General features: G+C 53.6%; 18 protein-coding genes, 1 pseudogene and 2 CRISPR repeat arrays (1 of these 21 cut by a window edge). Of the genes and pseudogenes, 13 read left to right on the top strand and 6 right to left on the bottom strand.

The window, feature by feature from the left end; all coding sequences use genetic code 11:
* Window positions 1-190: 190 nt before the first annotated feature.
* The 4 genes from B7E11_RS13860 to B7E11_RS13875 all read right to left on the bottom strand — a co-directional run bounded on the left by B7E11_RS13860 (window position 191) and on the right by B7E11_RS13875 (window position 5,655).
* A complete protein-coding gene (locus B7E11_RS13860; protein WP_080835291.1) occupies window positions 191-1,369 on the bottom strand; it encodes a phosphopentomutase in 1,179 nt (392 codons plus the stop codon).
* Window positions 1,366-2,673: a dihydroorotase gene (locus B7E11_RS13865; RefSeq protein WP_080835294.1), complete on the bottom strand. Its 1,308-nt coding sequence runs from the start codon at window positions 2,671-2,673 to the stop codon at window positions 1,366-1,368. Before B7E11_RS13865 ends, B7E11_RS13860 begins: the two co-directional genes overlap by 4 nt.
* 141 nt (window positions 2,674-2,814) lie before the next feature.
* The gene (locus B7E11_RS13870; RefSeq protein ID WP_080835296.1) at window positions 2,815-4,476 is read right to left on the bottom strand and encodes a PucR family transcriptional regulator; all 1,662 of its coding nucleotides are present in this window, start codon (window positions 4,474-4,476) and stop codon (window positions 2,815-2,817) included.
* Between the two features lie 93 nt (window positions 4,477-4,569).
* Complete coding sequence (locus tag B7E11_RS13875) at window positions 4,570-5,655, bottom strand: DUF3048 domain-containing protein (RefSeq protein WP_080835299.1); 1,086 nt, start codon at window positions 5,653-5,655, stop codon at window positions 4,570-4,572.
* Between the two features lie 185 nt (window positions 5,656-5,840).
* Between B7E11_RS13875 and B7E11_RS13880 the strand changes: the two genes are divergently transcribed.
* The 13 genes from B7E11_RS13880 (at window position 5,841) to B7E11_RS13940 (ending at window position 23,219) form a co-directional block, all read left to right on the top strand.
* Window positions 5,841-6,215: a GntR family transcriptional regulator gene (locus B7E11_RS13880; RefSeq protein ID WP_080835301.1), complete on the top strand. Its 375-nt coding sequence runs from the start codon at window positions 5,841-5,843 to the stop codon at window positions 6,213-6,215.
* Window positions 6,212-7,084, top strand: coding sequence for an ABC transporter ATP-binding protein (locus B7E11_RS13885; RefSeq protein ID WP_080835305.1), 873 nt, complete (start codon window positions 6,212-6,214; stop codon window positions 7,082-7,084). The genes B7E11_RS13880 and B7E11_RS13885 overlap by 4 nt, the downstream gene beginning before the upstream one ends.
* Window position 7,085: 1 nt before the next feature.
* Window positions 7,086-7,850 (top strand): hypothetical protein, encoded by a 765-nt coding sequence (locus B7E11_RS13890; RefSeq protein WP_080835308.1) that lies wholly within the window; start codon window positions 7,086-7,088, stop codon window positions 7,848-7,850.
* Between the two features lie 168 nt (window positions 7,851-8,018).
* Window positions 8,019-9,764, top strand: coding sequence for an alpha-glycosidase (locus B7E11_RS13895; protein ID WP_080835311.1), 1,746 nt, complete (start codon window positions 8,019-8,021; stop codon window positions 9,762-9,764).
* Window positions 9,765-10,707: 943 nt separating this feature from the next.
* Window positions 10,708-11,250: a hypothetical protein gene (locus tag B7E11_RS13900; RefSeq protein WP_080835314.1), complete on the top strand. Its 543-nt coding sequence runs from the start codon at window positions 10,708-10,710 to the stop codon at window positions 11,248-11,250.
* A 37-nt stretch (window positions 11,251-11,287) separates the two neighbouring features.
* The gene (locus B7E11_RS13905; RefSeq protein ID WP_080835317.1) at window positions 11,288-11,800 is read left to right on the top strand and encodes a hypothetical protein; all 513 of its coding nucleotides are present in this window, start codon (window positions 11,288-11,290) and stop codon (window positions 11,798-11,800) included.
* 508 nt (window positions 11,801-12,308) lie between these two features.
* Window positions 12,309-12,882: a CRISPR direct-repeat array (repeat unit 33 nt; unit sequence GTCGCATCCCGTGCGGGGTGCGTGGATTGAAAC).
* A 923-nt stretch (window positions 12,883-13,805) separates the two neighbouring features.
* Window positions 13,806-14,714 (top strand): CRISPR system precrRNA processing endoribonuclease RAMP protein Cas6, encoded by a 909-nt coding sequence (cas6, locus tag B7E11_RS13910; RefSeq protein ID WP_080835320.1) that lies wholly within the window; start codon window positions 13,806-13,808, stop codon window positions 14,712-14,714.
* 25 nt (window positions 14,715-14,739) lie between these two features.
* Entirely contained in the window at window positions 14,740-15,597 is an 858-nt protein-coding gene (locus B7E11_RS13915) for a DUF6602 domain-containing protein (protein ID WP_080835323.1), read from the top strand.
* 2 nt (window positions 15,598-15,599) lie between these two features.
* On the top strand, window positions 15,600-17,141 hold the full coding sequence (locus tag B7E11_RS13920) for a Cas10/Cmr2 second palm domain-containing protein (RefSeq protein ID WP_080835326.1): 1,542 nt from the start codon (window positions 15,600-15,602) through the stop codon (window positions 17,139-17,141).
* A complete protein-coding gene (locus B7E11_RS13925) occupies window positions 17,138-19,384 on the top strand; it encodes an RAMP superfamily CRISPR-associated protein (protein WP_080835327.1) in 2,247 nt (748 codons plus the stop codon). Before B7E11_RS13920 ends, B7E11_RS13925 begins: the two co-directional genes overlap by 4 nt.
* Window positions 19,368-20,765, top strand: coding sequence for an RAMP superfamily CRISPR-associated protein (locus B7E11_RS13930; protein WP_080835329.1), 1,398 nt, complete (start codon window positions 19,368-19,370; stop codon window positions 20,763-20,765). The genes B7E11_RS13925 and B7E11_RS13930 overlap by 17 nt, the downstream gene beginning before the upstream one ends.
* Window positions 20,762-21,346, top strand: coding sequence for a type III-D CRISPR-associated protein Csx19 (csx19, locus tag B7E11_RS13935; RefSeq protein ID WP_080835331.1), 585 nt, complete (start codon window positions 20,762-20,764; stop codon window positions 21,344-21,346). Before B7E11_RS13930 ends, csx19 begins: the two co-directional genes overlap by 4 nt.
* A gap of 4 nt (window positions 21,347-21,350) precedes the next feature.
* Window positions 21,351-23,219: a TIGR03986 family type III CRISPR-associated RAMP protein gene (locus tag B7E11_RS13940; protein WP_080835334.1), complete on the top strand. Its 1,869-nt coding sequence runs from the start codon at window positions 21,351-21,353 to the stop codon at window positions 23,217-23,219.
* A gap of 1,294 nt (window positions 23,220-24,513) precedes the next feature.
* On the opposite strand, the gene hepT is transcribed toward B7E11_RS13940, so the two are convergent.
* Both hepT and mntA read right to left on the bottom strand, forming a co-directional pair.
* On the bottom strand, window positions 24,514-24,900 hold the full coding sequence (gene hepT / locus B7E11_RS13945; RefSeq protein WP_080835626.1) for a type VII toxin-antitoxin system HepT family RNase toxin: 387 nt from the start codon (window positions 24,898-24,900) through the stop codon (window positions 24,514-24,516).
* A gap of 66 nt (window positions 24,901-24,966) precedes the next feature.
* Window positions 24,967-25,320 (bottom strand): annotated as a pseudogene (gene mntA / locus B7E11_RS30280) (type VII toxin-antitoxin system MntA family adenylyltransferase antitoxin); the annotation flags it as partial.
* A gap of 301 nt (window positions 25,321-25,621) precedes the next feature.
* A CRISPR array of direct repeats spans window positions 25,622-26,514; the repeat unit is 33 nt; unit sequence GTCGCATCCCGTACGGGGTGCGTGGATTGAAAC (it continues 824 nt past the right edge of the window).

Consider the following 26,514-nt stretch of genomic DNA (forward strand, 5'->3'; position numbering starts at 1 on the left):
CGTTTGACAAAATTCCGTTCAATTCGACGTCCGTTAGAATAAAATCATTGTATAAATTAAGGTTGTTAAACAAAATGTCGCTTCGGACAAATTTGTCCGACTGCATTTGTCCGGATCCACAACGACAATGTCCGTCCGGTTGACACCCGGATTTTTCCTTCCGGTTAGTTATGTCCCGATTTTCCAATTTCTACAGCTGTCGCAGAAAGCTCGTCCCGACTTCCGGCGGATCGATCTTGAAGTTGTCCGCGATCGTCGCGCCGACGTCGGCGAACGTCGCGCGAACGCCGAGATCGCTCCCGCGCTCCATCCCTTTGCGCAGCGCCAGCAACGGCACGTACTCGCGTGTGTGGTCGGTGCCGGAATGGGTCGGGTCGTTGCCGTGGTCGGCGGTAACGATCAGCAGATCGTCTTCGCGCAGCGCGGCGGCCATGTCCGGAAGCTTCGCGTCGAAATGCTCGAGCGCGGCGCCATAGCCTTTCGGATCGCGGCGATGCCCGTACAGCGAGTCGAAATCGACCAGGTTAAGAAAGCACAGGCCGGTAAAGTTCATGTTCATGACGCCGAGAAACGTCTCGATTCCGTGCGCGTTCGACTTCGTCGGCCAGCTTTCCGAAATGCCCTCGCCGGCGAAAATATCGGAAATTTTGCCGATGCCGATGCTGTCGTAGCCGTGCCGGACGAGCCCGTTCAGAACGGTCGGGCGCGGCGGCGCCACCGCGTAGTCCTTGCGGTTGGGCGTTCGCTCGTAGCGGCCGGGAGCGCCGGCGAACGGCCGGGCGATCACCCGCCCGACGAAATAACGCTCGCTCAGCGTGAGCTTGCGGGCTTTGGCGCAGATGTCGTACAGTTCCTCGAGCGGAACGGTGTCTTCATGCGCCGCGATTTGAAGGACGCTGTCGGCCGACGTATAGACGATGAGGCTGCCGGACTGCTGGTGCTCGGCGCCCAGCTCCTTGATGATGTCGGTGCCGGACGCCACTTTGTTGCCGATGACGCCCCGCCCCGTTTCCGCTTCGAGCTGCTGGATCAGCTCCTCCGGAAAACCCGAAGGATACGTTTGAAAGGCGACGTCCATCGGCACGCCCATCAGCTCCCAATGCCCGGTGAGCGTATCCTTTCCTTTGGACAGCTCGGCCATTTTGCCGTAATGGGCCCGCGGCGCCGCGACGGCCGCGATTCCGTCGACCGGCGCGATCGCCCCCAGGCCCAGCCGCTCCAGATGGGGGAGCGCCAGCGGGCCCGCGGCTTTCGCGATATTGCCGAGCGTGTGCGCCCCGGCGTCGCCGTAAGCCGCCGCGTCGGGCAGCTCGCCGATGCCGACGCTGTCGAGCACGATCAGAAACACGCGTTGAAACGGCTTCGTCATTGGCCTTCCGCTCCTCCCTTTCCGGCTTCGCTTTCGTCGTAAACCGTTTCGCCCGCCACCATCGTCCGAACGGCCTTGCCCTTCAGCTTCATGCCCGCAAAGGGCGAATTGTTCGACTTGGACCGGAACGCCGCGGGATCGACGATCCATTCCTTGTCCGGATCGATAAACGCGATATCCGCCGCCGCGCCCGGCGCCAGCGTGCCCGCGGGCAGGCCCATGATCCGGGCCGGGACGACGGTCAGCTTGGCGATCGCCTCCATCAGCGACAGTCTGCCCGTATGCACGAGCGCGGTAAACGTCAGCCCGACCGCGGTTTCGAGCCCGACCATGCCGAACGGCGCCTTGCCGAGCGGCAGCGCCTTCTCCTCGGCCGCATGCGGCGCATGATCCGTCGCGATCGCGTCCAGCGTGCCGTCGGCAAGCCCGGCGATGACGGCTTCGACGTCGGCCGCCGTGCGCAGCGGCGGATTGACCTTCGCCAGCGTCCCGTGCGTGACGACCCGCTCGTCCGTCAGCGTGAAGTGGTGCGGCGCGCCTTCGGCCGTCACCTTCACGCCCCGTTGCTTCGCCTCGCGGATGAGTTGCACGCCGCGCGCCGTCGAGACGTGCTGGATGTGCAGCCTCGCCCCGGCATCCTCCGCGAACAAAATGTCCCGCGCGATTACCAGCTCCTCCGCGAGCGCCGGAATGCCCGGGTCGCCGACAGCTTCGCTCGCCCTGCCCCGGTTCATCGCCCCTTCGGTCACGAGCGAATGCTCCTCGCAATGGGAGCTGATCGGAATGTCGAGCTCGGCCGCCGTCCGGAACGCTTCCAGCAGCAGCTTCGGATTCATCGGCGACCGGCCGTCGTCGGTGAACGTCACCGCTCCCGCCTGGGCCAGCGCCCTCAGATCGGTCAATTCCTCGCCCCGAATGCCATAGGTGATCGCGCCGGACGAGTACACCCGGACGACGCCTCGCTCCCGGCCGGTTCGCAGCACGTACTCCAGCGTCTCCGGCGTATCGATGGCCGGCTTCGTGTTCGGCATGCAGACGACCGAGGTGAACCCTCCGGCCGCGGCCGCGAGCGAACCGGTCTCGATCGTTTCTTTATGCGTAAAGCCCGGATCGCGAAAATGCACGTGAATGTCCACGAGGCCCGGCACGACGAGCAGACCGGACGCGTCGATAATGCGGTCCGCCTCCCCTTGCAGGCTGCGGCCGACGGCCGCCACCTTGCCGTCCTCGATCCATAGGTCCGCTTTTTCCTGCAGGTTCGTGTCGGGATTGATGACCGTCCCGTTTTGAATAAGCGTTTTCAAATCGATCTCACTCCCTGACCAAAGCATCTGTAAAAACGGTATCAATTTCGGAAGGCCATTAATATGTGGAAAAGGACAAAAAAAACACCGACGTTTCGTCGGTGCGGCCAGAAATGCCTGCGCGGCGCCATGTCAGGAATGTCAATAATGGCCCGTTTGCAATATTTGGTGGATGTGAATGCCGAGATGGAGCAGCAGCCGCTTTTCCGCATCGTGAATGCCGTGCCCGGTCAATTGCTCGATTTTTTGCAGCCGGTATTTCATCGTGTTTACGTGCACGTACAGCTTTTCGGCCGTTTCGTTTAGCGAGCAGTTGCAGGCGAAGTACTCCGTCAGCGTCTGGACGAGGTTGGAGTTGTTGCTGAAATCGTATTCGACGAGCTTGCCGATCGTCTCTTTGTAAATATCTTCAAGCTCGTTCCAATCGTGAAACTGGCTCAAAATGCGAAAAACCCCGAGATCGTCGAAATGGACGACGCCTTTCTCCTGGGCGACGGGAGCCCCCAGCCGGATCGCCTTGACGGCTTCGACGTAGCCTTGGCGAATGCCCTCGAGCCCCCGGTAAAAACGGCCGATCCCGACCGTAAACGCCCAATCGCCGAAATCGTGGGACAGCTGCTTGCGGATCGCCTCGGCCGTCTGAATGACGGCGCTCTTGTCCGCGCCTTCCGGCAGCCCGTTCTCGCTCCCGCCGGTTACCGGGTACAGGATCACGAGGTACTCCTTGCGGGCCAGCGCGATCGTGCCCGCGCCGCGAAACCGGAAAAACTCGTTTGCCTTGCGGACAAGCTTGCGTTTTTGCTCCTGCAGGCGCAGCTCCTTGCTTTCGAGATTGTCCTGGCTCTGGCCGCCGCCGGCGTACGCGATCGCGAACACCTGGTAGTCGACGGACAAATCCCAGCCGTACAGCCGCGCCCGCTCGATCGTCTCCGCCTTGTCCGGCACGTTGCCGTCAAGCACTTCCGCCAGCAAATCGTCCTTGAACGCCTGCTCCACGTCGTTGCGGGTGATAACCTTGAGGAACTCCAGCGCGAGTAGCGGCACGGCGCGGTCGAGAAGGTGAAAATCCCGCTCCTCCAGCGGCCGCTTCGTTTGCCAGCACGTGACGTCGCCATACAGCTCGTCGCTCAGTTGAAGCGGCGTCACAATGCACGGCGTCAGCCGTCCGTCGAGCATGCGCTCCATCCGGATGGAGCGCTTCGCCGCCTTCAGCTCGTTGCGCTGCAGCCGGGACAGCGGAAAAATGCTGCGCCCCTTGAACAATCCGTCGAGACCGGGAATATCCGAGCCGACGGTGATCAGATTGTCGGTCATTTGCTGCATCGCCTCGACCAGCGCGGGAATGCCCTTCCCCCCCATCGCCAGCTCCGTAATCCAATGAAAAAAGGCCTCCAGCTCCTGCTTGCCGCTAAGCGCCGGGTCGACCATGATCTGCATGAGCGGAGTCATAATGTCCAGGTAGGATACCTCGTTGTGAATCTCGATAATCGGCAGGTTATGCCGGTTCCCCGCTTCGATGATCGGCCGGGGAATTTCCTGCACGTAGCGCTGCGTCTTGATCGCCAGCGCCGAGCTGTTCACCTCGTCGAGCTGCCGCACCAGATCGCGGATCGCTTCGGGGTCGTCCTTGATCGGATACAGGCTCGTCAGCAGCAAATCGTTGCCCTTCAGCCATTGAATGACGTCCGGCACTTCCATGACGGTGATGTATTCGATTTCCCGGTCGAGCCCCGCTTCTCCGGCAACCACTTTGCACTTCGTAAAGCCCCCGATGCCGAGAGCTTCTCTGACGGTCACTCCCATGGTGTTCTCCTTCTGGTTGTCTTTGTGACGTTGGTGTAATTTTATTATAACCTAAAATGTCAAAACCGCCTTTTTTCGCCTGTCCGCTCTCGGCTATTGATAGGTTACGAGAGAAGCGAGCGGCGACGAGCTCGGGAGGACGTGGTAGTACGTCTTGCCCGGCGCGAAAGGAAGCTCGGCGCCGTCCTTGACCAGCCGGACGATATCGCCGGATTCCCGCTCCCACTCGCAGACGATGACTCGGCCCTGCTGAAACAGCAGCGCTTCCCCTCCGCTTTGCAAATTGATCTCCAGCCGGCCCTCGCTGTCGTACGTCCGGTGCTTCGCGGAAAGCATGACCAGGTTCGCGGCCGCAAGCTGCTCGTCGTTGTTCAGGTCGGTATGGGGTTCGCCGTTGATCGAGCGGGCGTACGTGCCTTTTGCCGGATCGTAACGATAGGACACCTTGTAGCTGTCGAGCTGGAATTTGACCTCGACGTCGGCCGCCGCCGGATCTTCGGGCGAGAACGCGATCGCCGAACGGAACGTCATCGCCGGCACGTCGGCCGTTTCGTTATGCCCGAGCTTTTCCGTTCCCTCCCGCAGCTTCGGGATGGTGGAGTACAGGTTGTGCGGCGCCTTCCGGAAGCTTTCCCGGTAAAAATACGCGCTCGCGTTGTTGATCTCGTCCAGATCCGCCTTCCCGGAATGCTGCAAAATTGCCAATGCGTCGTTGCTCGCGCCCGCATGGACGAGCACGCCGCCGTACGCCTCGCCGATGTCGATCATGTACGGGCGAATGCTCCGGATCGGGCCGATCGGCTCATCAAGCGCCGAGCTTTGGAAAATGGACACCAGCCTCGTAATGCCTCCCTCCGCGAGCACTTCCCAGACGATGTCCGCGTGCGAAAGGCCGGATTGCGGCCGCGCGGGCTTCAAATTGTTGATCATGACCGCGAGCGGACGTTTCGTCGCTTCCTCGTAAACGGGAAGTCCGGTCAGAGGCGCGATAAAAGCCGGCGCGGCCGTTTCGGACGGCTTCGGAGAGGCGGACGACGTTTCGACCGGCGCGGAAGGGGTCGCGTCGGGCCCCGGCGCGGACCCGCCGGCTCCTCCGCATGCGGATAATGCCGCCACTCCGACGGCGAGGACGAGCGCGGTCGCGGAGCGCTTGATCCAGTGTGCACTTACGGGTCTCATTTCAATTCCTCCGTCGCTTTTTCTATTTTTCTATTAAACCATAAACGAATAAGAGGGTGGAACTTTTTGGCCGATTTTTGTGAAACGATGGGCTTGACGAATCGGATTTTTTTGATTAAGTTATATACATGACTATATAACGATATGAGTATAGCAGCGGATCGCTGCCGGGTGGTGACAACCAGTTGAGCATGGCGTTCGACAACAGCAAACCGATATTTATGCAGATCCGTGACAAAATCGAAGATCAAATCGTAAACGATCAGCTGAAGGAACAGGATCAGGTGCCGTCGACGAACCAGTTGGTGCAGTTTTACAAGATCAACCACATCACCGTGGCCAAAGGGATCAATAGGCTCGTCGACGAAGGCATTTTATTCAAAAAAAGAGGTGTAGGCATGTTTGTCGCGGAGGGAGCGAAAGAAATCATCATGAGAAAACGGAGATCGGCTTTTGTGGACGAATACGTTCTGCCCTTGGTGCTGGAGGCTGAAAAGCTGGGCATTTCCGAGGCGGAAATCGCCGCCCTGATCAAGGAAACGAAAGGACGGGATCAATGATGCTGGATGTGACGGCAGACGGATTGAGCCTTCGCTACGGCGATTTCGAAGCGTTGAGCGACATTTCCTTCCATTTGAAGGGCGGCAAAATATACGGGCTGCTTGGCCGGAACGGCGCCGGAAAAACGTCGCTGCTTTCCCTGCTCGCTTCGTTCTGCGAGCATACCGCGGGATCGATCCGGATCGGCGGCGAGCCTCCGTTCGAAAACCCGCGCGTCATGCGCCAGGTCGCGTTCGTGTTCGTGGAAAGCCACGCCAACGAATCCGAAAAGGTGAAAGGCATGGTCGAGGCCGCCCGGCGGTATCGCCCGAATTTCGATTTCGAGTACGCGATGGAGCTGGTCAAGAAGTTCAAGCTTCCGGCGGATAAGCCGGTCCGCCAGCTTTCCCGCGGGATGCAGTCCGCGCTGAACGCCGCGATCGGCCTCGCGACCCGCTCGCCGCTGACCATTCTGGACGAACCCTATACGGGCATGGACGCGCCGACGAGGGAGCTTTTTTACCGGGAATTGCTGAACGATCAGGAGAGGCATCCCCGAACGATGATTTTATCGACGCACCTCGTCTCCGAAATGGATTATCTGTTCGACGAAGTGATCGTTCTTCATCGGGGAAAGCTTCTTCTGCACGAGGACTACGAGAGCGTCATCGGCAAAGGCGCGTCCGTGACCGGGCCGGCCCATGCGGTGGACGACTTCGTCCAAAGCATGACGAAGCTCAACTCCCAGCAGCTCGGCGATACGAAGTGCGTCACGGTGTACGGCGACATCCCCGAGGAAGCCCGGTTCGCCGCCAGACGGAAGCAGCTGGACATCGGCCCGGTGTCGCTGCAGGATTTATTCATTCATTTGACAAGCGAGGACGAGTGAGATGGAGGCAAAAATATACCCGAAAGGCAAATCCGACGTCCCCAAAGTCGCGGGCGATCTGCTTGTCTTGCAATCGACGTGGTCGTTCATGTTCGTGGCGATCATCCTCGCCGTTTATCTCGTTTTTCATTACGTCGTACCTTCGGTCGGCTTTCTCAAGCTGAATAACAATCTTTTGACCAATTCGCTGGAAAACGACTTTCTCGATTTCGTGTTCCGGCCGTCCAAAGTGTATATGCTGATCGTCGGCATCACCTCCGCTTCCGGCTTTCTTGCGTTTTACGTCAAGCACGGCATTACGCGCAAGGCTTGCTTTGTCGGCTCGGCCGCCGCTTCCGTCGCGCATGCCGCCGCGCTCGCCGTCCTGGCCGGAATCCCGACCGCCGTCCAGCATCTCGCGTTTCCGTCGTCGGTTCCGGCGGAACCGGAGGGCTACCTGGATTTCGGCGGAAACTGGGGACTGGCGCTGCTGAGCTTCGCGATGAACGTCCTGATTTATTACTCCGCCGGCTGGTTGATTGGAATCGGCTTTTATCGCTTCGTTCCGAGCGTAGGGATGCTCTTTATCCCGCTTGCCCTTCTTTTGATCGTCGCGTCCGACGTGCTGTGGGAGTTCGAGCTGCAAAATCCGCTGACCGGCTGGCTATCGTTCGATCGGCCCGAGTTCACGCCTCTCGTCTCTGCGGCCGGAACGCTCGTCCTGTTCGGCGCCGCGCTCGCGATCATCCGAGCCTGCACGAAAAGAGCCGCGATCAAAATCAAATAACCCTTGGCACGCGGACTTCGATTCGATATAATGAAGCCAGCGATAATTTAAAGGCAATGTTACCGATAGGTACAACCTCGGCGGGAAGCTACGGGGTTGTGCCTTTTTTGCGTTCCCTTCTTCCCTCCGGAATTATCGGAATCTCATTTTACGAAGGAGTGCTGGACTATGCTGCGGGAAGCGATTTTTCACCGGCCCAAGATGAACTGGGCCTACGCCTACGACGAAAGGACGATTCATCTTCGCGTTCGGACGAAGCGGAACGAAATGGAAGCGGTTAACGCCATCGTCGGGGACAAATATGCCTGGGAGCGGACGAAGCGAATCGTGCCGATGCGCGCGTTCGCGGCGGATGAGCTGTTCGACTACTGGGAAGCGGCCGTGGAGCCTCCGTATCGCCGGCTGCGCTACGGCTTCCATTTCGTCCGGGGCGGCGAGGAGCTCTATTTGACGGAGAAGGAATTCCGCGAAACGCCTCCCCCGGACTCTCTGGAGCTGTTCGATTTCCCGTTCATCAACCCGGTCGACGTGTTCGCCCCGCCGGAGTGGGTGAAGGACGCGGTGTTCTATCAAATTTTCCCCGAGCGCTTCGCGAACGGCGACCCTTCGAACGATCCGGAGGGCGCGCTGCCGTGGGGAAGCGCCGAACCGACGCCGACGAATTTCTTCGGCGGGGATTTACAGGGCGTGCTCGACCATTTGGACCATTTGGCGGATCTCGGGGTCAACGCGATTTATTTCAATCCGCTGTTCGAGGCGACGACCAACCATAAATACGATACGAAGGATTATCTCAAGGTCGATCCTCATTTCGGCACGAACGATAAGCTCAAGGAGCTGGTCGACGCCTGCCACGCGCGGGGCATCCGGGTCATGCTCGACGCGGTGTTCAACCATTCCGGGCGCGAGTTCCCGCCGTTCGTGGACGTTCTGGAAAAAGGGGCCGATTCGCCTTACGCCGGCTGGTTCCACGTCCGGGAATTTCCGCTGCGGGTCGCAGGCGGCATTCCCACTTACGATACGTTCGCCTTCGAGCCGATCATGCCGAAGCTGAACACGGAGCATCCCGAGGTCAAAAAGTACCTGCTCGACGTCGCCCGCTACTGGATCGAGGAAGTCGGCATCGACGGCTGGCGTCTCGACGTCGCCAACGAGGTCGACCACAGGTTTTGGCGCGAGTTCCGCGACACGGTCAAGGCCGCCAAGCCGGATGCCTACATTTTGGGGGAAATTTGGCACGATTCGATGCCTTGGCTGCAAGGCGACCAGTTCGACGCGGTCATGAACTATCCGCTCACGAACGCCGTCATCGACTTCTTCGCCGAAGGCACGATCGACGCCGCGAAGTTCGCGAACGCGATCGGCGCGCAGCTCGCCGCCTATCCGCAGCAGGTGACCGAAACGGCGTTCAACCTGCTCGGCAGCCACGACACCCCGCGCCTGCTCACGCGATGCGGCGACAACGTCGGCCGGATGAAGCTGGCGACGCTGTTCAAGCTGACGTATCCCGGCACCCCGTGCGTCTATTACGGGGACGAGATCGGCATGAGCGGCGACGGCGATCCCGGCTGCCGCGAATGCATGGTGTGGGAGGAGGAGAAGCAGGACCGGGAGCTGCTCCGGTTTTTCGCCGGAGCGATCCGCCTGCGCAAAAACCACGCCGCGCTGCGGAGCGCGGACATCCGCTTTTTGCAGGCGGAGCCGGGCAGCCGCACGCTCGTGTACGAGCGGCGCGCGGCGGACGGCGAGCGGTTCATCGTCGCGATGAACGCCGGAGGCGAGAGCGCGTCCGTGTCCGTCCCTGCCGCGGGCAGCTGGGCGGACGCCTTCACCGGCGAGCCGGCGCCGCTCGGCCGCGGGCGGCTGCAGGCGGAGCTGCCCGCGTTCGGCTACGCCGTCTGGCGACAGGCGTAGCCGCGGGCGGCTCGCGGAGCTGGCGGGGCTTGCGCCGGCAGCCGGTGGCGGGGCCACTCGCGCGAGGCTGCGCTAACGGTCGCGGCGGGACCGTTATTCGCGAAATTTCCCGCACTACGAGCGAATAGCGGCCCCTGGTGGCCGTTAATTCGTTCGAGTGTGAGCGAAAACGGCCGATCTTCCGAATTTAACGGTCGCGCGAGGCCGTTATTCGCGAAGTTTCCCGCACTACGAGCGAATAGCGGCCCCTGGTGGCCGTTAACTCGTTCGAGTACGAGCGAAAACGGCCGATCTTCCGATTTAACGGTCGCGCGAGGCCGTTATTTGCCAAATTTCCCGCACTACGAGCGAAAACGGCCGATCTTCCGATTTAACGGTCGCGCGAAGCCGTTATTCGCGAAATTTTTTCCCGCACTGTGAGCTCTTAGCGCCGCTCTTTCCACGTCCGCCTCGAACAAGTCCCCTTTCCCCCGGCTCGCCCCTTCGCATTTGAACTTCATCATCGGCCCACCTCCGCCCTATTGGAAAAATTCGACACCTTCCGTTACTTCCTGCTCCTTCTCCCAAACCGATCCGAAAATAAATCCCGATTTGTAGTTACAATTACAGAAAAGCGGTCGAATCTCTGCTATATTAAGAGCATAGCTAAGCCGCTTGCGGATTTTTCGCAGCAGTTTCACCCATTACACCAGTGAAGGAGATGCCATCATGGTTCCTATGCCTCCCAACTTAGATAAGAAAGAAGGCAGCAAATTGGGCCGATTCACGATCGTGGATCTTTTGAAAGCAAGCGAGCAAGTCCGCACGGCAGCGGCCAAGTAATCCGGCCAAGCGCAAGCGCCACCGATCCGGCTAGCCCGGGTCTTTTTTTATCGCCGATTTACATTTTCAAAAACCGGGTCAATAATCAAAATATCCCGCGACAAAGGAGCCCGGTTTGCCTATGGATCATTACTTTGCGGTATGCGCTTTCGAGGCGTATCAGGAGCGTTATCTCGATTTTTTGCTCGAACATTATGCGGAGCTGAATTTGCCGTACGATTTTCCCGTTGCGCTCAGTTTTATCGGAAGTCCGATTTTGCTGGGTGCGGAGGCGATCGTCTGCTTCGACGGCGAGGACGAGCCGATCGCCGCGCTCGGCTGCATCCACGGCACGGGGGAAAACGACTATCGGGACGCGGAGATCGTTCAAGTTCAAACCGTTTTTATCGCGGAGCGCTATCGCAATACCCGGCTGTTCCTGCAAGGCTTGCAGTTTTTGACGCAACATCTCGCCCAGAAGGAGAGGCCCGTTTCGGAGATCCGCTTCTGGATTCCCGCGCAGGCGAAGCTTCAAAGGCTATGCGCCAAGCTCGGGCAACGGACCGCCTCGGTCGATACGCATCGGGGAACCCTGGAAGAGTATCGAACCGACTTTTCCTCGCTTTACCGCTATGCGATGAGGTTCCGGCACGAGTTGTATGACGGCGATTCGGACCGGTCCTGAAAGATGCATTCAAAAAATAGGAGGACGTTGGCTCCGAATGAAAATCAACTTTAAAGTTTGCCGGGATGCGCAGGACTTGGCGCAATTTTCCCAATATTTTATCCGAAACCGTGCGGATTTCAGCGGCAACTTCAACTTGGGAGAAGCTCTCCTCTATATTTTGCGAACCGTCCCGAATTCCCAGGTGGTGCTCGCGCGCGGCCACGACGGCCAAACGATCGGCTGGACCTATTATCGGTACCTGACCGCCGACGGGGAGCCTCATCCGCAAGGAGAAGTCGCGTTCGTGGACTCCGCGATCATTTCCGAGGGGTATCGCAAGAGCGGCGCTTTCGTAACGGGCTTCCGCTTTTTGGTCAACCATATCGTCTCCGAAAACGAAAACGTCCGCACGTTCCGGTTCCACGCCTTGGCGGATCGCCCCTATTTGAACCGGCTGTACGGCAAATTCGCCGACGTGATCGGCCAGGCGGACAGCTTGCTGGGCGTCGTGAACGTCTACTCCTCGGACGCGGAGCGGATGAGCGCTTTTTTCAATCGGTTGAGGTAGCGGCTTTGCGCTTGGAGCTCTTCGCTTCGGAGTTGGCGGTTGACTTCTGAAGCGCGCGGCTTCCGAAGCCTCCTGTGAATTTTTGGGGCTTTCCTTTTAAACGGTCATACCTTTTTCCTCATTCTCTATTTGCCACGGTCTTATCTTGGCGTTTCCTTTTCCAATTGCCGTAGAATGTGCAAAACAGATGCGGCCGTATGGGCGCGAACCCCAAGCTAGCTTGAAATCCCCGTGAGGTTTGCACTCCTTTCCGCGTGCCGGGGGCTGGCGGAAGTTTCGGAGGCAAGAGCCTTCAGAGATGCAAATCGCACAATTTTTTCACTAATGATCCCGAACTCTGGTGCGAACCCCAAGCGCACATGATTTTCCCGGGAGATTCGCACCTCTTGATATGACCGGGTTTCCGGCTTTTTATCATGAAAATACCCTTGTTTTAAGGTATAATAAAATGAGGTTCGCACTGAAGCGCTTGCAATCCCTTGCCGTTCAAGGGCTTTGCAGCCGTGCTGTCGCATCCCGTGCGGGGTGCGTGGATTGAAACAAGGCATCCTTGCGGAGTTGGCAGCCCGCATTGCAGTCGCATCCCGTGCGGGGTGCGTGGATTGAAACGATGCTTGTAACATAGGCGTGCGTCGTGTACATGTCGCATCCCGTGCGGGGTGCGTGGATTGAAACCAACGGAGCGCCCGGCCGCGTTAACATCCGGGTTGTCGCATCCCGTGCGGGGTGCGTGGATTGAAACGTCCTTATCCTATCCGGCGACGCTGCGAGCGGTTTGTCGCATCCCGTGCGGGGTGCGTGGATTGAAACAACAAAGGCAAGCAGTTCAGGGGATTAAGCTTCGTCGCATCCCGTGCGGGGTGCGTGGATTGAAACCGGCTTAAGGTACATGCTTTTCGTCTGTCCAAACAGTCGCATCCCGTATGGGGTGCGTGGATTGAAACCCTCAGCCTCCCTGATCAATCGGTCAATATACCAACGTGTCGCATCCCGTATGGGGTGCGTGGATTGAAACCCGTTCAGGTAATGGAAAATCATCATCGAACCCGTCGCATCCCGTGCGGGGTGCGTGGATTGAAACGCTTTGGTTGATACTTGCCTTTGCAATTGCATCTGGTCGCATCCCGGCGGGGTGCGTGGATTGAAACAGCATCCCGAGGTCGTCATTGATAAACGCCTCACGTCGCATCCCGTGCGGGATGCGTGGATTGAAACTGAACGTACTCTTTATATCAGCCATAGCCAGAACGTCGCATCCCGTATGGGGTGCGTGGATTGAAACCTCGTCGATTGATTTAAGCACCGCGGCGGAATCGTCGCATCCCATATGGGGTGCGTGAATTGAAACTTCCCTATAGATCAAGGTGAACGTGTGATGCTGAAGGGCATCCCGTGCGGGGTGCGTGGATTGAAACTCCTCTGAGCGTTTCTGTCTGATCGGAGCAGATCGTCTCATCCCGTGCTGGGGGGCGTGGATTGAAACCTTGACTGGCTTGTCCTCGCCGTGCTGTGCGGCCACCGCATCCCGAATGGGTACGTGGATTGAAACCACGAAGTATCGGGTAAACGTTGTACGGAATGTCCGTCGCCTCCCGTGCGGATGCTGTACTGAAACCCGTCTGCTGGATGGAGAACTTAGAGCCCAGTCAAGTGGTCCCATTCCACCTACACTGGTCTAAACTCAGCAGGTAGTTGGCATCTCCTTAATTCAATCACGCCCTATACAAAGTGCTTGCAATCAGTTCGCAGGTACTTGTCCAGAACTTAATGTAGCCAATCACGACAAGATTATCGTATGTTGGTTGTGGATTTTGGTTTTTCTCATTTCTAACCCTCAATAAAATATAGCCAATACCAGCTTATCCCCTTCCCCGCTTTACCAACTCTAGATCCCAATTTCCTATTCCTAAGGCAACCAAAGTAATAATTTGTAAAGTTTTGTGGTAAAATGTTGATATAAATAAATCTATGTTCCTATTTTTATATCGAAAGTTAGGTCGATGCGATGTTTTCTCATCTGGAAACGTTGACGCTACGAGCATCGTTTGTAGCCAAAAAAGAAGGAAGATTGCCTCCTTATTTAGGTTCAACGTTAAGAGGTATCATCGGGCATTGCATGCGGGATTTTGTCTGCCCGACGCCTAAAGTACTTTGTCATCAATGCAACATCAGGCATAGTTGTTCCTATGCCCAGACTTTTTGCTCCCCGGGAAATGAAGGCGGTGCCGTTAATCCTTTTGTTCTGCATCCGTTGGTCCGCGGCAAAACGGTTTGGCAGCCGGGGGATATTTGTTCGTTCGATCTGACTTTGATCGGAGAAGCAACTGGTCGGGCAGGGCTTCTTTTGGATACGTTCCAAGCCATGGGAGAACGGGGATGGGGCGCAGAACGACTTTCCTTCGCGCTGGAACAAGTAGTCGATCCGATTCGAGGCCGATTGATTTATTCCAGTGGAAAGACATGGATGCGAAATTTACAACCTATTTCTTTAAACTGTACGGAACGGCCGGCAACAGCTGCTCTGGTCCGCTTTGATACGCCTGTACGAATTCTGCTTAACCGCACTCTTTGCCATTCGTTGTCCTTTCCCGTACTTATTCAATCCATTGTTCGGAGAGTAGCTTTACTGTCTCAAGCTTACTCGCAGCACCTCGTTCACTGGGACGAAGAAGGGTTATTGAATGAGGCACGCAAAGTCAGGACGATCCAGCAAAATTGGCAGTTTGTCGATTTTGAACGGTACTCGATGAACCGTAAGGACAACAAGTTGAATTTGCCGGCCATTGAAGGATGGGCTTGCTATGAGGGAGATTTAACCCCTTTTACGCCGCTGCTTGAAGCCGGAACGCTACTGCATGCGGGTAAAAATTCGACCATTGGTTTCGGGCACTTTAGCGTTATCTACGATAAATAAAGCAATATGAAAGGAGCCTTTGAAAATGACAGCCAAGAAAAATACAATACCTAAAATCATTGGAAACTATGCGCATCTGGAAAGGTCGATCGTAAGTCAACTTCTACTAGAAACACCTGCTCATCCTCCAACGACAGGATCGTATCGCGAGTACATATGGAAAGAATTATTCGAGCAAGTCATTCCTCGCAAGTTCTGCATTGATCAAGGTGTATTTGTTCTGGACTCCAATGGCAATATTTCAGCAGAAGTTGATCTGGCAATCTACGACGAACAGTATACTCCCTATATTTTCAATTACGGAAAAATGAAGTTTATTCCGATCGAAGCTGTAGCTGTCGTTGTTCAATGTAAAAGCAACACTTTGAAGTTAGATGAACTAAAGAGCTGGTGTAAATCCATTGCAATGCTCAGTACTTGTAGTGAATCTGTAACCAGAATTTCAGGGGGACTAATGTTTGAAAGCCCTGCTTCACAAAAAGCCACTCGGCCCATTCGTATTTTATGTTCGACCACGACCGAACAAATTTCTAAATCTACTTCTAATCTATTTGATATTATTATTAGCTTTGATACTGACTTCACCCTTCGAAAGACGATGCAGAATGAAAATAAGTCTTATGATTACTGGTTCAAAAAGTTAAACCACTATAAAATAACCAAAATAGACAAATACAATAATCAAAAACAAGCACAAGCCAAAAAAATTTCAGACCTCAAACTTACCGACAACAACCAAAAAGAACACGTTTTTCTAACCCTGATCTTTCAGCTAAATCAGCTCCTCATGCTGATAAACAATCCGATGCCGTTTCCTCACGCCGCTTATAAGCAAATGTTCGAGAAGCATCTAAAGAAGTCGTCACAGGAAGGTGAAATGTAGTCATGAGCGTGCTGGCAAAATTTGATCTCAGCGGCATCCAGGATTTTATTTTTGCTTCGAACAAACTGACTGAAATTAGCGGCGGCTCTCAGATCGTAAAGAAGACGCTGGCCTCGGACGGCGTCCTCGGACGCATGTTGCAACCTTATGGCGAAGACGCAAAACTCCAGTATTCCGGTGGTGGAAATGCAATTGTGCGCTTTAAAACATTGGAGGATGCTCAGAGAGTATCTCGCAACTTAAAGATTTGGCTGCTCCAACACGGGCGAGGATTGCGTCTTTGCAGCGGGTATTGCGAGTACGATGAGAAAACGCCTGCCAAGCTTGTTTTTCAGACATTACGGCAAAACGCGGAACGCGAGAAACAAACGGAACAGACGCCCCGACTTATGGGCTCATATTCTATCAATCGGTTGGACAATTTGACACAAGCCCCTATATGCATCAACAAAGAAAAACCTTATCTAGGCATGTCTGCTCAGCAGAGAAGCAAACGGGAAGAAGCCGATCAACGTTATTTTGAATTGAAGTTTCAGCTACCGGAACACGAGTCGTTTATTCGTGAATTCCAGCATTTCCGCAAGGAAGAAGACAAAAATTTTCTCGCAATTGTTCACATTGACGGAAATGGCATGGGAGAACTCGTAAAAAAACTGACCGAGGACTCCGAACTCTCTATGGACGAAGCCTTGAAGAAACTCTGCCAGTTGTCCGGCGAAATTAATAACTCCTATGAGAATGCGTTCCGTCAACTTATTCAATATGTTAAAGATCGCCAGTTGAAAACGGATCATACGAGCCCTAACCTCGTTCTGCCGATTCGACCGATCGTCATGGACGGCGACGACGTAACCTTTGTATGCGACGGTAAGTACGGATTGGAATATGCCGAGTACTTTATAAAGCACCTTAATGATCTCGACCCTTCGTTTGACGAGAACCATCTGACTGCAAGCGCCGGAGTGGCCATCGCTAAGATCACGTTTCCCTTTTCGAGAGCCTACGCCATCGCCGAGCAATGTTGCGAATATGCCAAACATGAAGGTCGATTACGGGATAAAGGTCAGAAAAGAGCTTCCTGGATCGATTTTCATCTTTGCAAAAGCGGTATCACCGGCGATTTGGATCAAACAAGGAAACAATATTTCGTCCCGTATAACGATCGCTTTTTGTCATTATGCTTTAGGCCCTGGTATATTCCCCGTCAGGGGGATTCAGAAGAATGCCGCGACCTGGCAATTTACGAGTTGAGTAACTTCAAGAAATTGACTGCCGAATTTGCGTGTTCGCCGAAAGTGTGGGCACGCTCCAAGCTGAAGGATTTGCACCATGTGATGAAATCCGGCAAAGAAGCAATCGGCCTTGAGCTTGAGTTCATTCGCTCGCGCTATCCGCAAGATTTTGAACGTCTGATCACGCTTCTTGGCGGAACCTGGGACTTGGCTGTTCAACATTACGGGACGTCGGAACCGTCCTACACGACGAAACTGTTTGACGCGCTCGAATTCATCGACTTTTGTTCCTGGCAGGAGGTTTCATCATGAAATTCGTATTGGAATTATTATCTCCGCTTTGTCCCGCAATCGGTGAAGGCTCCGCCGGTATCATCGATACAGAAGTTGCCGTAGACGAGTTTGGAATTCCCGAAATTCCGGCCAAAAGGTTAAAGGGTTGTCTGCTCGAATGTTTCGACGAACTGGCTCAATACGATGCTGAAATATTCAGCCAGAATGTTCGTGATCGGCTATTTGGTCGCAGCGGAACGTTACAGGGAAACGTTTTGATTAGAAACGGCCGCCCGAGCGGCTATGCGGAACTCGTGGATTGTCTCCGGCACCTTCGGAGCAATCCAACAACCGCTTCCTATTTCCATCCTGACGCTGTTCGCGACGTCTATACGTCGATAAGAACACAAACGGCCGTCGATCGTGGAACTGGAGCGGTCAAGCCGAAATCGTTGCGCTCTATTCGCGTCATTCAGCCAGTTTCTACTTTTGAGTTTGAAGTCTCTTTTTCCGGAGAGTATTCATTGGCAGATTTGGATATTTTGGAAACCTGTACAAATGTGCTGCGTCATATGGGATTGAACCGCACGCGAGGACTTGGTTGGGTAAAGTGCCGTCTGGATCGAACGATTCGGGAGAATGAAGATTCCGGCTTCTTTTCCACCGATAGACTGGATGAGTCGGAAACGTATGAATTGCCCCTAAATCTGATGCTGCAATCGCCCGTTATTTTTCGAGAAGGCTACGTTACCGGTACCGCTCTGCTCGGTTCGTTCGCTTCTCTTTACATTAAGGACCGGAAAAAGCAAAATCCCGCTTACGATCCGGAAAAGGACGAACTATTTGCCGATCTGTTTCTCCACGGCAAGGTAAGGTTTCGTAACGGGTACCCGTCCGTTTCGGACATTTCTCCGCAAAGGTCCCGCCCGAACGGTGCACATTGGAAACGTAAAAAAGACGATTACGATCACGTCTACATTATGGAACCTGCCTATGATAAAAATTCGAATCCGTCTTCTTCGGGTACGATGCAGGACGACCGGATGGCTACGGTTCCTCAAGGCTTTCATATCGCCAGTCCCGAGAATTCGTCTGTCGTATATTGGGTAAAGCAAGCGACAGAAATCCATTATCATCATCAGCGCCCAGCCCTAAAAAGCATCGGCCACGCTCTCGGACCGGAAAGCGAGATCGGCGGAGAACTGTTCGTCTATGAGGCGCTGCCTCGAAACAGCTTGTTCGCAGCCGGTCTGGAGGGCGAGGGGCGACTTCTGAATGTCTTAATCGATTTAGCCAAACGCTACGGCTGCCTGCTTCGCATGGGGCGAAGCGCAAACGTCCAGTACGGGCAAGTACGTCTGAAATTCGGTCAAATTGTCCGAACGAAGCCTCCGGAAATGATCCGGATTCAAAGTGGCCAAACTTTCGGTGTGCTACTCTCCTCGCCTTCCGTCGTGCCCAATTCCAACGGATACTGCGATTGCAAGGCGGAGACGTTTGCAACCGCGTATTTGCGTGAATTGGAGAAACAGCTTGCCGGACCTTTATCGATTGAACCGACCGGCTCGGTTTACTGCCGGTTTACGGAATACAGCGGCTACAATACGAAATGGCAGTTGCCGAAAGTGAGCCAGCCCGCATACGACGGGGGCAGCCTGTTCGTTTTTGTGAACCGTAGTTCTGTAGATGTCATGGTCCCGGCAAGAGGAACGCTGGGCCTTTATACGTCTGTCGGCTACGGTGAGTATGAGATTGATGTCCTGGCGCATAAGCGATTGATTGTTCGCGAGCCTATCTCCCGAACGGAAAACGAGATCCCTGAAGCTCTGCCGCTGACGGAGACAACACGTATGCTAATCTCTTCTGTACTAAAAACCGTTCTGTTTCGCCGATTGTCGGCCCAAGCAGCCCAAGATGCAGATGAATGGTTTGACAGTCATTTAACACACCGCGACAAGTTAAATCCGCACATCCGCAAGCGGTGGAAGTTATATCGCGAATGCCGGTCGAAGATGAACTATGAGACGCTGTACAATCAAGCTCGTAGCTTAGATGCAAAAAAACGCAAGAATTCCGTCTCGTTCAAGGATCTATTTCGCGCAGAACGAGTCACCGGCGAAACCGATCAAATTTTACAGGAACTATCCTTTCCCGCCCTGTTGGAATGGAAACCGGGCACGTACGAAGTGTTAACTTGCTACTACGATACTTTTTTTGCACAATTGAAGGTACGACTCAAACGGCAACAAAAGGAGGCACAACAAATTGGTTCCGCAAACTAAACGGCTTCCGGGCAATCGGATTACGCACCGTATATATTTGAGAGGAACGCTTGTTCTGAAGTCTCCCGCCATCGTCTCCGGCGGACAAGCCGTGCACAGCGATATCGATATTCTCCGGGATTTCCGCGGCAATCCATATATTCCCGGCAGTACGTTGGCGGGCGTCCTACGCAGCTTGTGCGCCCATGGCGTCAGCCTGGATCAAGAGGAGGAAGATATCGTTTCCGTGTTCGGACAATCCGTTGGACGCGATAGAATCTCTACACTCAGTTCCTTTATATTTTACGACGCCACAACAGCCGAGCCGATCTCTGTTTCATTTCGAGAAAGTGTGCGCCTGGGTCCCCATAAGACAGCGGTCCACGAAGCGAAACTGGACTACGAGGTCATCGATTGCGAAGCTGCTTTTACTTTTATGCTGGAAGCGGTTATCCGCGATGGTCAGTACCTGGCCGCACAAAAAAATATTGATCGTATGGTCCATGGCTTTCAAGACGGTCTTGTTCGGGTTGGCCGCAAAACCCGCCGAGGGTTCGGCATCCTTGCTTTAGAAGATGCTGCGTACCTGGAACTCGACATGAGCAAAAAAGAAGACCGAGAGTTATGGATTCATTTTGATTGGAGGCATGTTACGCAACCCTGGAGTCCCTCCAAATTTAATGTTTCCCTCGGGAACCGATTTACGACAATCCGAGTCCCGCTGAGAATTCCTCATTCGCTGCTCATTCGGACGTACGATACAAGTCTTAAAGACGACGACGATACCACTTCGGCCGAACAACTTACCCGCTCCGACTTCTTACCGGTCATTCCCGGCACCTCCTGGGCCGGCGCATTCCGATCCTACACCGAGGAACTGCGGAATCTGGAGCAGTTGAACGCTCTTGAGATCGACGATCTATTCGGACGGATCGCAAAGAACACCGGAGCAGAGGCGTTGGCGTCGCCGCTCGTATTTGAAGAGTCTGTCATCTATGGAGGCGAACTGGTCCGGCATGTAAGGGCGGCGATTGACCGGTTTCGGGGTGGAGCTGCAGACGGAGCTTTATTAACCGTTCGGCCTTTGTTGAACACATCCGGTTCAGCGCATACCGAGCTAACAATCCGTGTCGAGCACCGAAACGGTAATAACGACTACATAATCGGACTTGTTCTATTATGTATTGACGAACTGGCACGAGGGATGATTACGGTCGGTGGAGAAACGGCGATCGGCCGGGGAATTTTTACGGTAGATGGCGTTGATCCCGACGAGGAAGAACATCTCTCGGAGCAGGTAAATCATGCGGTCCGAATTGATGGAGGCCATCTGCCGGCAGATGCCTACCGGCAGGCGTTTATCGAGAAAATCCCGGTATGGAGGAGCGTGACGAAAGCTTGACCACGTTTAATATCCGAAAGCTTGAAGAAGCCGTTGATAACTTTCTCCAAAAAAAGACCAATCGCCGCCTATTTGCACTGGACTATCGGGACAACGGCGTCTTTTTCGGCAAGAACCGCGAATACCGTCTTCTCTTCCATGACGGCCAACCTTCCGACTGGAACGCAACCACAATGCTACGAATTTTTGACACGGAAAACGAGTTTTATGCGCTAAAAGTAGATTATGATTCGTTCATCGTTCGGGTGATAGAAGATGAAAACGAAACAAAACTACCACGGCTAAACGACATAGATGACAGTTTGTTGCATACGTTGCCGGATGGAATGGTTGTATTCGATGAATGCCATGAACTGTGGGGTACTTTTGCTGAAGATTCATCATTGGGCCAAGAGTGGCAACGATATACGGAAGCTCGAGGCAATTCCATTATGCTCCCGGTCAAACTGGACCGGAGCAGTCTCCCTGTTTATTCCAAAGTCCGGAATTATATCGAAGCTCGGAATGGCAGCATTAACGTGATCGATTCCCGTCTGTGCGGACTATATTACGTAGAAAACGGCGAAGAAAAGGCGGTGTAGTAACATGTCCCGATTCTCCAAAAAAGAAATTGCTAATTTCGCTCAAAATGATTCGCAATGGAAGATCGATCTCAACGAGTCGTTCGTCAATCCTTACACATTCATTCCGCTCGGGGACGAATGCACGCGGATGAATCCGGAACATGGTACTTTAAGCGGGTATATCGAATGCGAGTTGACACCTCATACCCCGTTGATCATCCCAAACACTTCCGGCCCTAAATCGGAAACTAATCCTTTTTATAATTTTTATGGATACCGAAACTTGGAGGCAGGACAAGACAAAGAAGAATACTACCCGCCTGTCGTCCCCGGCTCCGAAATTCGTGGCGCCATCCGCTCCGTTCACGAAGCCGCCACGAACTCCTGTATGAGTGTGGTCAATACTGACCCGGAAGATTATTTATTCCGCCGCTCAGGGATCCCTCGGAACAAGTTCGGGATATTGAAATTCATCGACGGGGATTGGGTATTGTTTAAAGCTGAAAAGAAGAAAGTTCGAAGTCACAAAAATCTATGGAATCGTTACTCGCAAGGTTCTCGAGTTGTCTTAAATAAAGAACAGGTAGAAGTAATCGGCTTGTTCGATAACTTGGGAACGAACCAACCGGAGTACTATTTGCATATTTCCAAATATATGCCCAAGAAAAAAAATGAATCCGTCTTTAAATTGACAAATCAAATTATTAGACGATTTTCGGACGATGACCTGTCCATTCGGAAACTTCATGAGCTGTTGAAGAACTATGAAGACAATGAGAAAAATGCGTCCGAACCAAGTTATCGTATTTACCTTGAGCGGCTAAAGGCTAAAGATGGGCAAGCTATTTGCGTTTACTATTATGATCCGAATGACTACAACGGTACGTATCTATTTGCCCCGTCATCGATTTCTAAAGATATGTTTTTGAACCAACCTTATCACATTCTGAAGGATAACGGCGGCTATCAACCTTGTGAGGACCCAGATTGCCTATGCCCATCCTGCTCTCTGTTCGGCATGGTCGGCAAAAAGGGATCAATGGGATCTCGCCTTCGGTTTACCGACGCCACAATTGTGAACCCGTTATTGAAACCCCAAGAATACTATAGGCCCGAACTTGAACTCACTTTAGCATCTCCCAAGCCCTCGGCAGCGGAGTTTTATCTGGAACGGCCGAATATGAAACACGACAAACGTCCAGCCGATCATTGGAATTACGATTACGCTGTGAGGTATGACCGCAAACTTAAAAATAAGGAAGTGATTCAATACGGAACAGCCATCCTAAGAGGGCGAAAATTTTACTGGCATGGTGTTCCAATAAAAAATGATAACAAGCAGGGCAAGAATTCGAAACTCACACATACGGTTCGCCCCGTAAAACCCGGAATCACATTTGCGTTTAAGGTATATTTTCACCACCTGACCGAACAGGAGTTGGCGAATTTGAAGTGGGTGTTGGAGTTGCGTAGCTCCGATAACGGAAATCATATGCATAAATTAGGCTACGCCAAACCGTTGGGCATGGGAAGCGTCAAAATTGCAGTCAAGCAAATCAAAACTCGCGATTCGCGAGAACTGCAGAGAAGAGGGAGCTTTGTATACCGGGCCTATGAACCGGGAAACCACTCTATCGAACCTAAAGTTCTCGAACGATTGCTCAAGGTGACCGATTTTAATTTTCCCGATAAACCTCTGGTCAGCTATCCAAAAGTACATGGGAGAAGAAATGAGGAAATTTACCAATGGTTTGCGGCTAATCAATCCTTGCGGATTCAAAACGGAAAAATCAAACATTCCTCGTTTCCTCCTGTCATTTTGGAGCAACTGCCGCATATCGATTCCGCTGATCAGAAATTGCACAAGTATATTCAAATCAATCCAAAGTAATATTTGGGAGTGCGAACCCCAAGCGCACATGATTTTCCCGGGAGATTCGCACCCCTTGATATGAATGGGATTTCGGCATTTTAGTATGAAAATCCACCTGTTTTCAGGTATAATAAAATGAGATTCGCACTGAAGCGCTTGCAAACCCTTGCCGCTCAAGGGCTCCGTATCGTCGCTGTCGCATCCCATACGGATGCGTGGATTGAAACAAGCCTGGGCCGAAGCTCGTGCCCCGAAGGCTCCGCGTCGCATCCCATACGGATGCGTGGATTGAAACGATATACCATACCACTCATCGCGAGCGGTCACATGTCGCATCCCATACGGATGCGTGGATTGAAACCCATCTTGTCTTTATTATATACGTGCGCACGTATAGTCGCATCCCATACGGATGCGTGGATTGAAACCAAACTAGCCATGATTTCGCCGAACATGTCCAGCGTCGCATCCCATACGGATGCGTGGATTGAAACCCCCTAAAACAAAAACAGCCGCATAAGCGACTGGTCGCATCCCATACGGATGCGTGGATTGAAACGAACGTCCGGAGGCTGTCACTAAACCAATCTCGACGTCGCATCCCATACGGATGCGTGGATTGAAACCTTTGGTTCTCTTTCCATTGGATCAAATCGTCGCGTCGCATCCCATACGGATGCGTGGATTGAAACGGAACGCTTGATACTATCCCTCAAGAGTACAAGGACAGTCGCATCCCATACGGATGCGTGGATTGAAACCAGTTCCTTACGGTAATCGTCCCGTTCTGCCTTAGTCGCATCCCATACGGATGCGTGGATTGAAACTCCAATTACCCTGGTAGCTATGTCTACGACTCCTGGTCGCATCCCATACGGATGCGTGGATTGAAACTCTTGCTTGCCGGAATTCTTCCAGCGTCATTGCGTTGTCGCATCCCATACGGATGCGTGGATTGAAACAGGTTGTGACCGATCTTGGCGAGACGATCGACATTTCGCATCCCATACGGATGCGTGGATTGAAACGTCATCCGGCTCTTTCTCTTTTGCTGACGCCGGCTGCGGTCGCATTCCATACGGGGTGCGTGGATTGAAATCGGAAGCGTTTCCGGTTTGGCGTTGATGTCGTCGGCGTCGCATCCATGCGAATGCGTGAATTGAAACAACAAGCATCAGTAAGATGTAGTTCCGTCGTTAAATCGAATGAATCCTATATGATTTAAATTAATCTACATCTACGCCCCAAAATAAAAAATGGAACGAAGCAGAATCACCCTCTGCCCATCCCATTGTTTTTTCCTCCCTATACCTTATGCCCCGTCCGGCTCCGAACTTTTTGCCATGTATACCCGGATCCTGTCCGCAAACGCCGGAAAGTCGTTCAAATGCTTCTCAATGATCGCCTGAACAATTCTGACCTCAATGTTGCGAAAACCGACCATCGCTTTCAGGTTGTTGCACAGTTCTTCCGAGATCACTTGCTCCCGCAGCAAAAAATCAAATGCCTCCTTGCTCGTTTGAGGCAATCCGAGCTTTTTTTCCGCCACCGTGTGCATGGCCAGATCGATACATGCCTCGCAGGCTCGTTGCAAATTCAGAATGATCGAGTCCTGCTTGGTCATATTCCCGAGGTTGGCCGGGTCTCCTGCATATTCTTCTTGAATTCGGGCGATGCACCGGTTAATGGTAGTCCACATCCCGCCCCATGCGCTGTCCCCCGTTCCGTTTTCAATTTGAGCCAAAATTTCAGAACGTTCTTCATTCAACAAAGCGTACGATTTTAACGCCACCATAAAAGCTTCCTGCCGGACAAAAGGCTCCCCATCGTACAGCATTTTCCCGGTCGTCACCACTTGTGCCTGAAAAACCGTGCTTGCCCTATAAAAATCAATCAGATCCACATCGCGTTTCAGCACATCTGCAAGCCGTTGGGCCATCATAAAACGTTCGTAGTCCGAACTTCTCCGGTGCGACAAATACGCGATGTCCACGTCACTATCGACGCGCATCCGCTCCTTTGCCGCCGATCCGAATAAAATGACCGCAAACGCTTCGCAATTTTCAACGAGAAACTGAACGATCTCCTGCGTTTGTTTCTTCGTCAGTTCCGTTTTCATCTTGCCTCCTATTGAACTTTGAACTTTTTTGGGGAAAATAGGATTGTCACCGCAAAAGCGAGTAATCGTCAGAACCTATAGAGCTTTTTTTCTATCATAACCTCTTTTTTGGCGGAAATATACGGCATCACAAGTGCGAACCCCAAGCGCACATGATTTTCCCGGGAGATTCGCACCCCTTGATATGACTGGGATTTCGGCATTTTATTATGAAAAACTACCCGTTTTCAAGTATAATAAAATGAGATTCGCACTGAAGCGCTTGCAAACCCTTGCCACTCAAGGGCTCCGCAGCCGCGCTGTCGCATCCCGTACGGGGTGCGTGGATTGAAACGGGGATTGCTCAGTTCGAGAACGTCGCAGACATCCGTCGCATCCCGTACGGGGTGCGTGGATTGAAACAATTATCATGCGGACGTTACAGGTCTATCCCAAGGTCGCATCCCGTACGGGGTGCGTGGATTGAAACTTTAATCGTGTCTTCTCCCGGCAATTCGCCGTGCAGTCGCATCCCGTACGGGGTGCGTGGATTGAAACGGGACCGGATCGCATTAGGTACGGACTGTGCCGGTGTCGCATCCCGTACGGGGTGCGTGGATTGAAACCGTCCCCGATGTAGCGACTAATCAGCTCATCCCGGTCGCATCCCGTACGGGGTGCGTGGATTGAAACGCATTTACGGTATACCGGATGATTACGGCATGGACGTCGCATCCCGTACGGGGTGCGTGGATTGAAACTTTGAGTACGCCGACATCAACGATAAAACGGGGCAAGTCGCATCCCGTACGGGGTGCGTGGATTGAAACGGAAATACCGGGTACTGATGAAAGGGGTGAATCGGGGTCGCATCCCGTACGGGGTGCGTGGATTGAAACGAAAGCTCGAGAAGCTCGGAGGCGATCGGTCGGCTCGTCGCATCCCGTACGGGGTGCGTGGATTGAAACCGAAGATTACGGACACCCTGACCAATCAGACCGAGTCGCATCCCGTACGGGGTGCGTGGATTGAAACTCGATTCCCAAGATCATCACGGTTTTCTTTGGCGTCGCATCCCGTACGGGGTGCGTGGATTGAAACCCTCCGGTCGTCTCGTTAGCCCGCTGTGTGCGCTCGTCGCATCCCGTACGGGGTGCGTGGATTGAAACTGTGACGTCCCTAAACGGCCCTACAGGCTTCGATCGTCGCATCCCG

It is taken from the genome of Cohnella massiliensis, assembly GCF_900169535.1.
In the GTDB taxonomy this organism is placed as follows: Bacteria; Bacillota; Bacilli; order Paenibacillales; family Paenibacillaceae; genus Cohnella; species Cohnella algarum.

Coding starts and splice junctions, on each gene's coding strand:
- B7E11_RS13860 (WP_080835291.1), bottom strand. CDS start 1,369: ATGACGAAGCCGTTTCAACGCGTGTTTCTGATCGTGCTCGACAGCGTC.
- B7E11_RS13870 (WP_080835296.1), bottom strand. CDS start 4,476: ATGGGAGTGACCGTCAGAGAAGCTCTCGGCATCGGGGGCTTTACGAAG.
- B7E11_RS13875 (WP_080835299.1), bottom strand. CDS start 5,655: ATGAGACCCGTAAGTGCACACTGGATCAAGCGCTCCGCGACCGCGCTC.
- B7E11_RS13885 (WP_080835305.1), top strand. CDS start 6,212: ATGATGCTGGATGTGACGGCAGACGGATTGAGCCTTCGCTACGGCGAT.
- B7E11_RS13890 (WP_080835308.1), top strand. CDS start 7,086: ATGGAGGCAAAAATATACCCGAAAGGCAAATCCGACGTCCCCAAAGTC.
- B7E11_RS13895 (WP_080835311.1), top strand. CDS start 8,019: ATGCTGCGGGAAGCGATTTTTCACCGGCCCAAGATGAACTGGGCCTAC.
- B7E11_RS13900 (WP_080835314.1), top strand. CDS start 10,708: ATGGATCATTACTTTGCGGTATGCGCTTTCGAGGCGTATCAGGAGCGT.
- B7E11_RS13905 (WP_080835317.1), top strand. CDS start 11,288: ATGAAAATCAACTTTAAAGTTTGCCGGGATGCGCAGGACTTGGCGCAA.
- cas6 (WP_080835320.1), top strand. CDS start 13,806: ATGTTTTCTCATCTGGAAACGTTGACGCTACGAGCATCGTTTGTAGCC.
- B7E11_RS13915 (WP_080835323.1), top strand. CDS start 14,740: ATGACAGCCAAGAAAAATACAATACCTAAAATCATTGGAAACTATGCG.
- B7E11_RS13920 (WP_080835326.1), top strand. CDS start 15,600: ATGAGCGTGCTGGCAAAATTTGATCTCAGCGGCATCCAGGATTTTATT.
- B7E11_RS13925 (WP_080835327.1), top strand. CDS start 17,138: ATGAAATTCGTATTGGAATTATTATCTCCGCTTTGTCCCGCAATCGGT.
- B7E11_RS13940 (WP_080835334.1), top strand. CDS start 21,351: ATGTCCCGATTCTCCAAAAAAGAAATTGCTAATTTCGCTCAAAATGAT.
- hepT (WP_080835626.1), bottom strand. CDS start 24,900: ATGTGGACTACCATTAACCGGTGCATCGCCCGAATTCAAGAAGAATAT.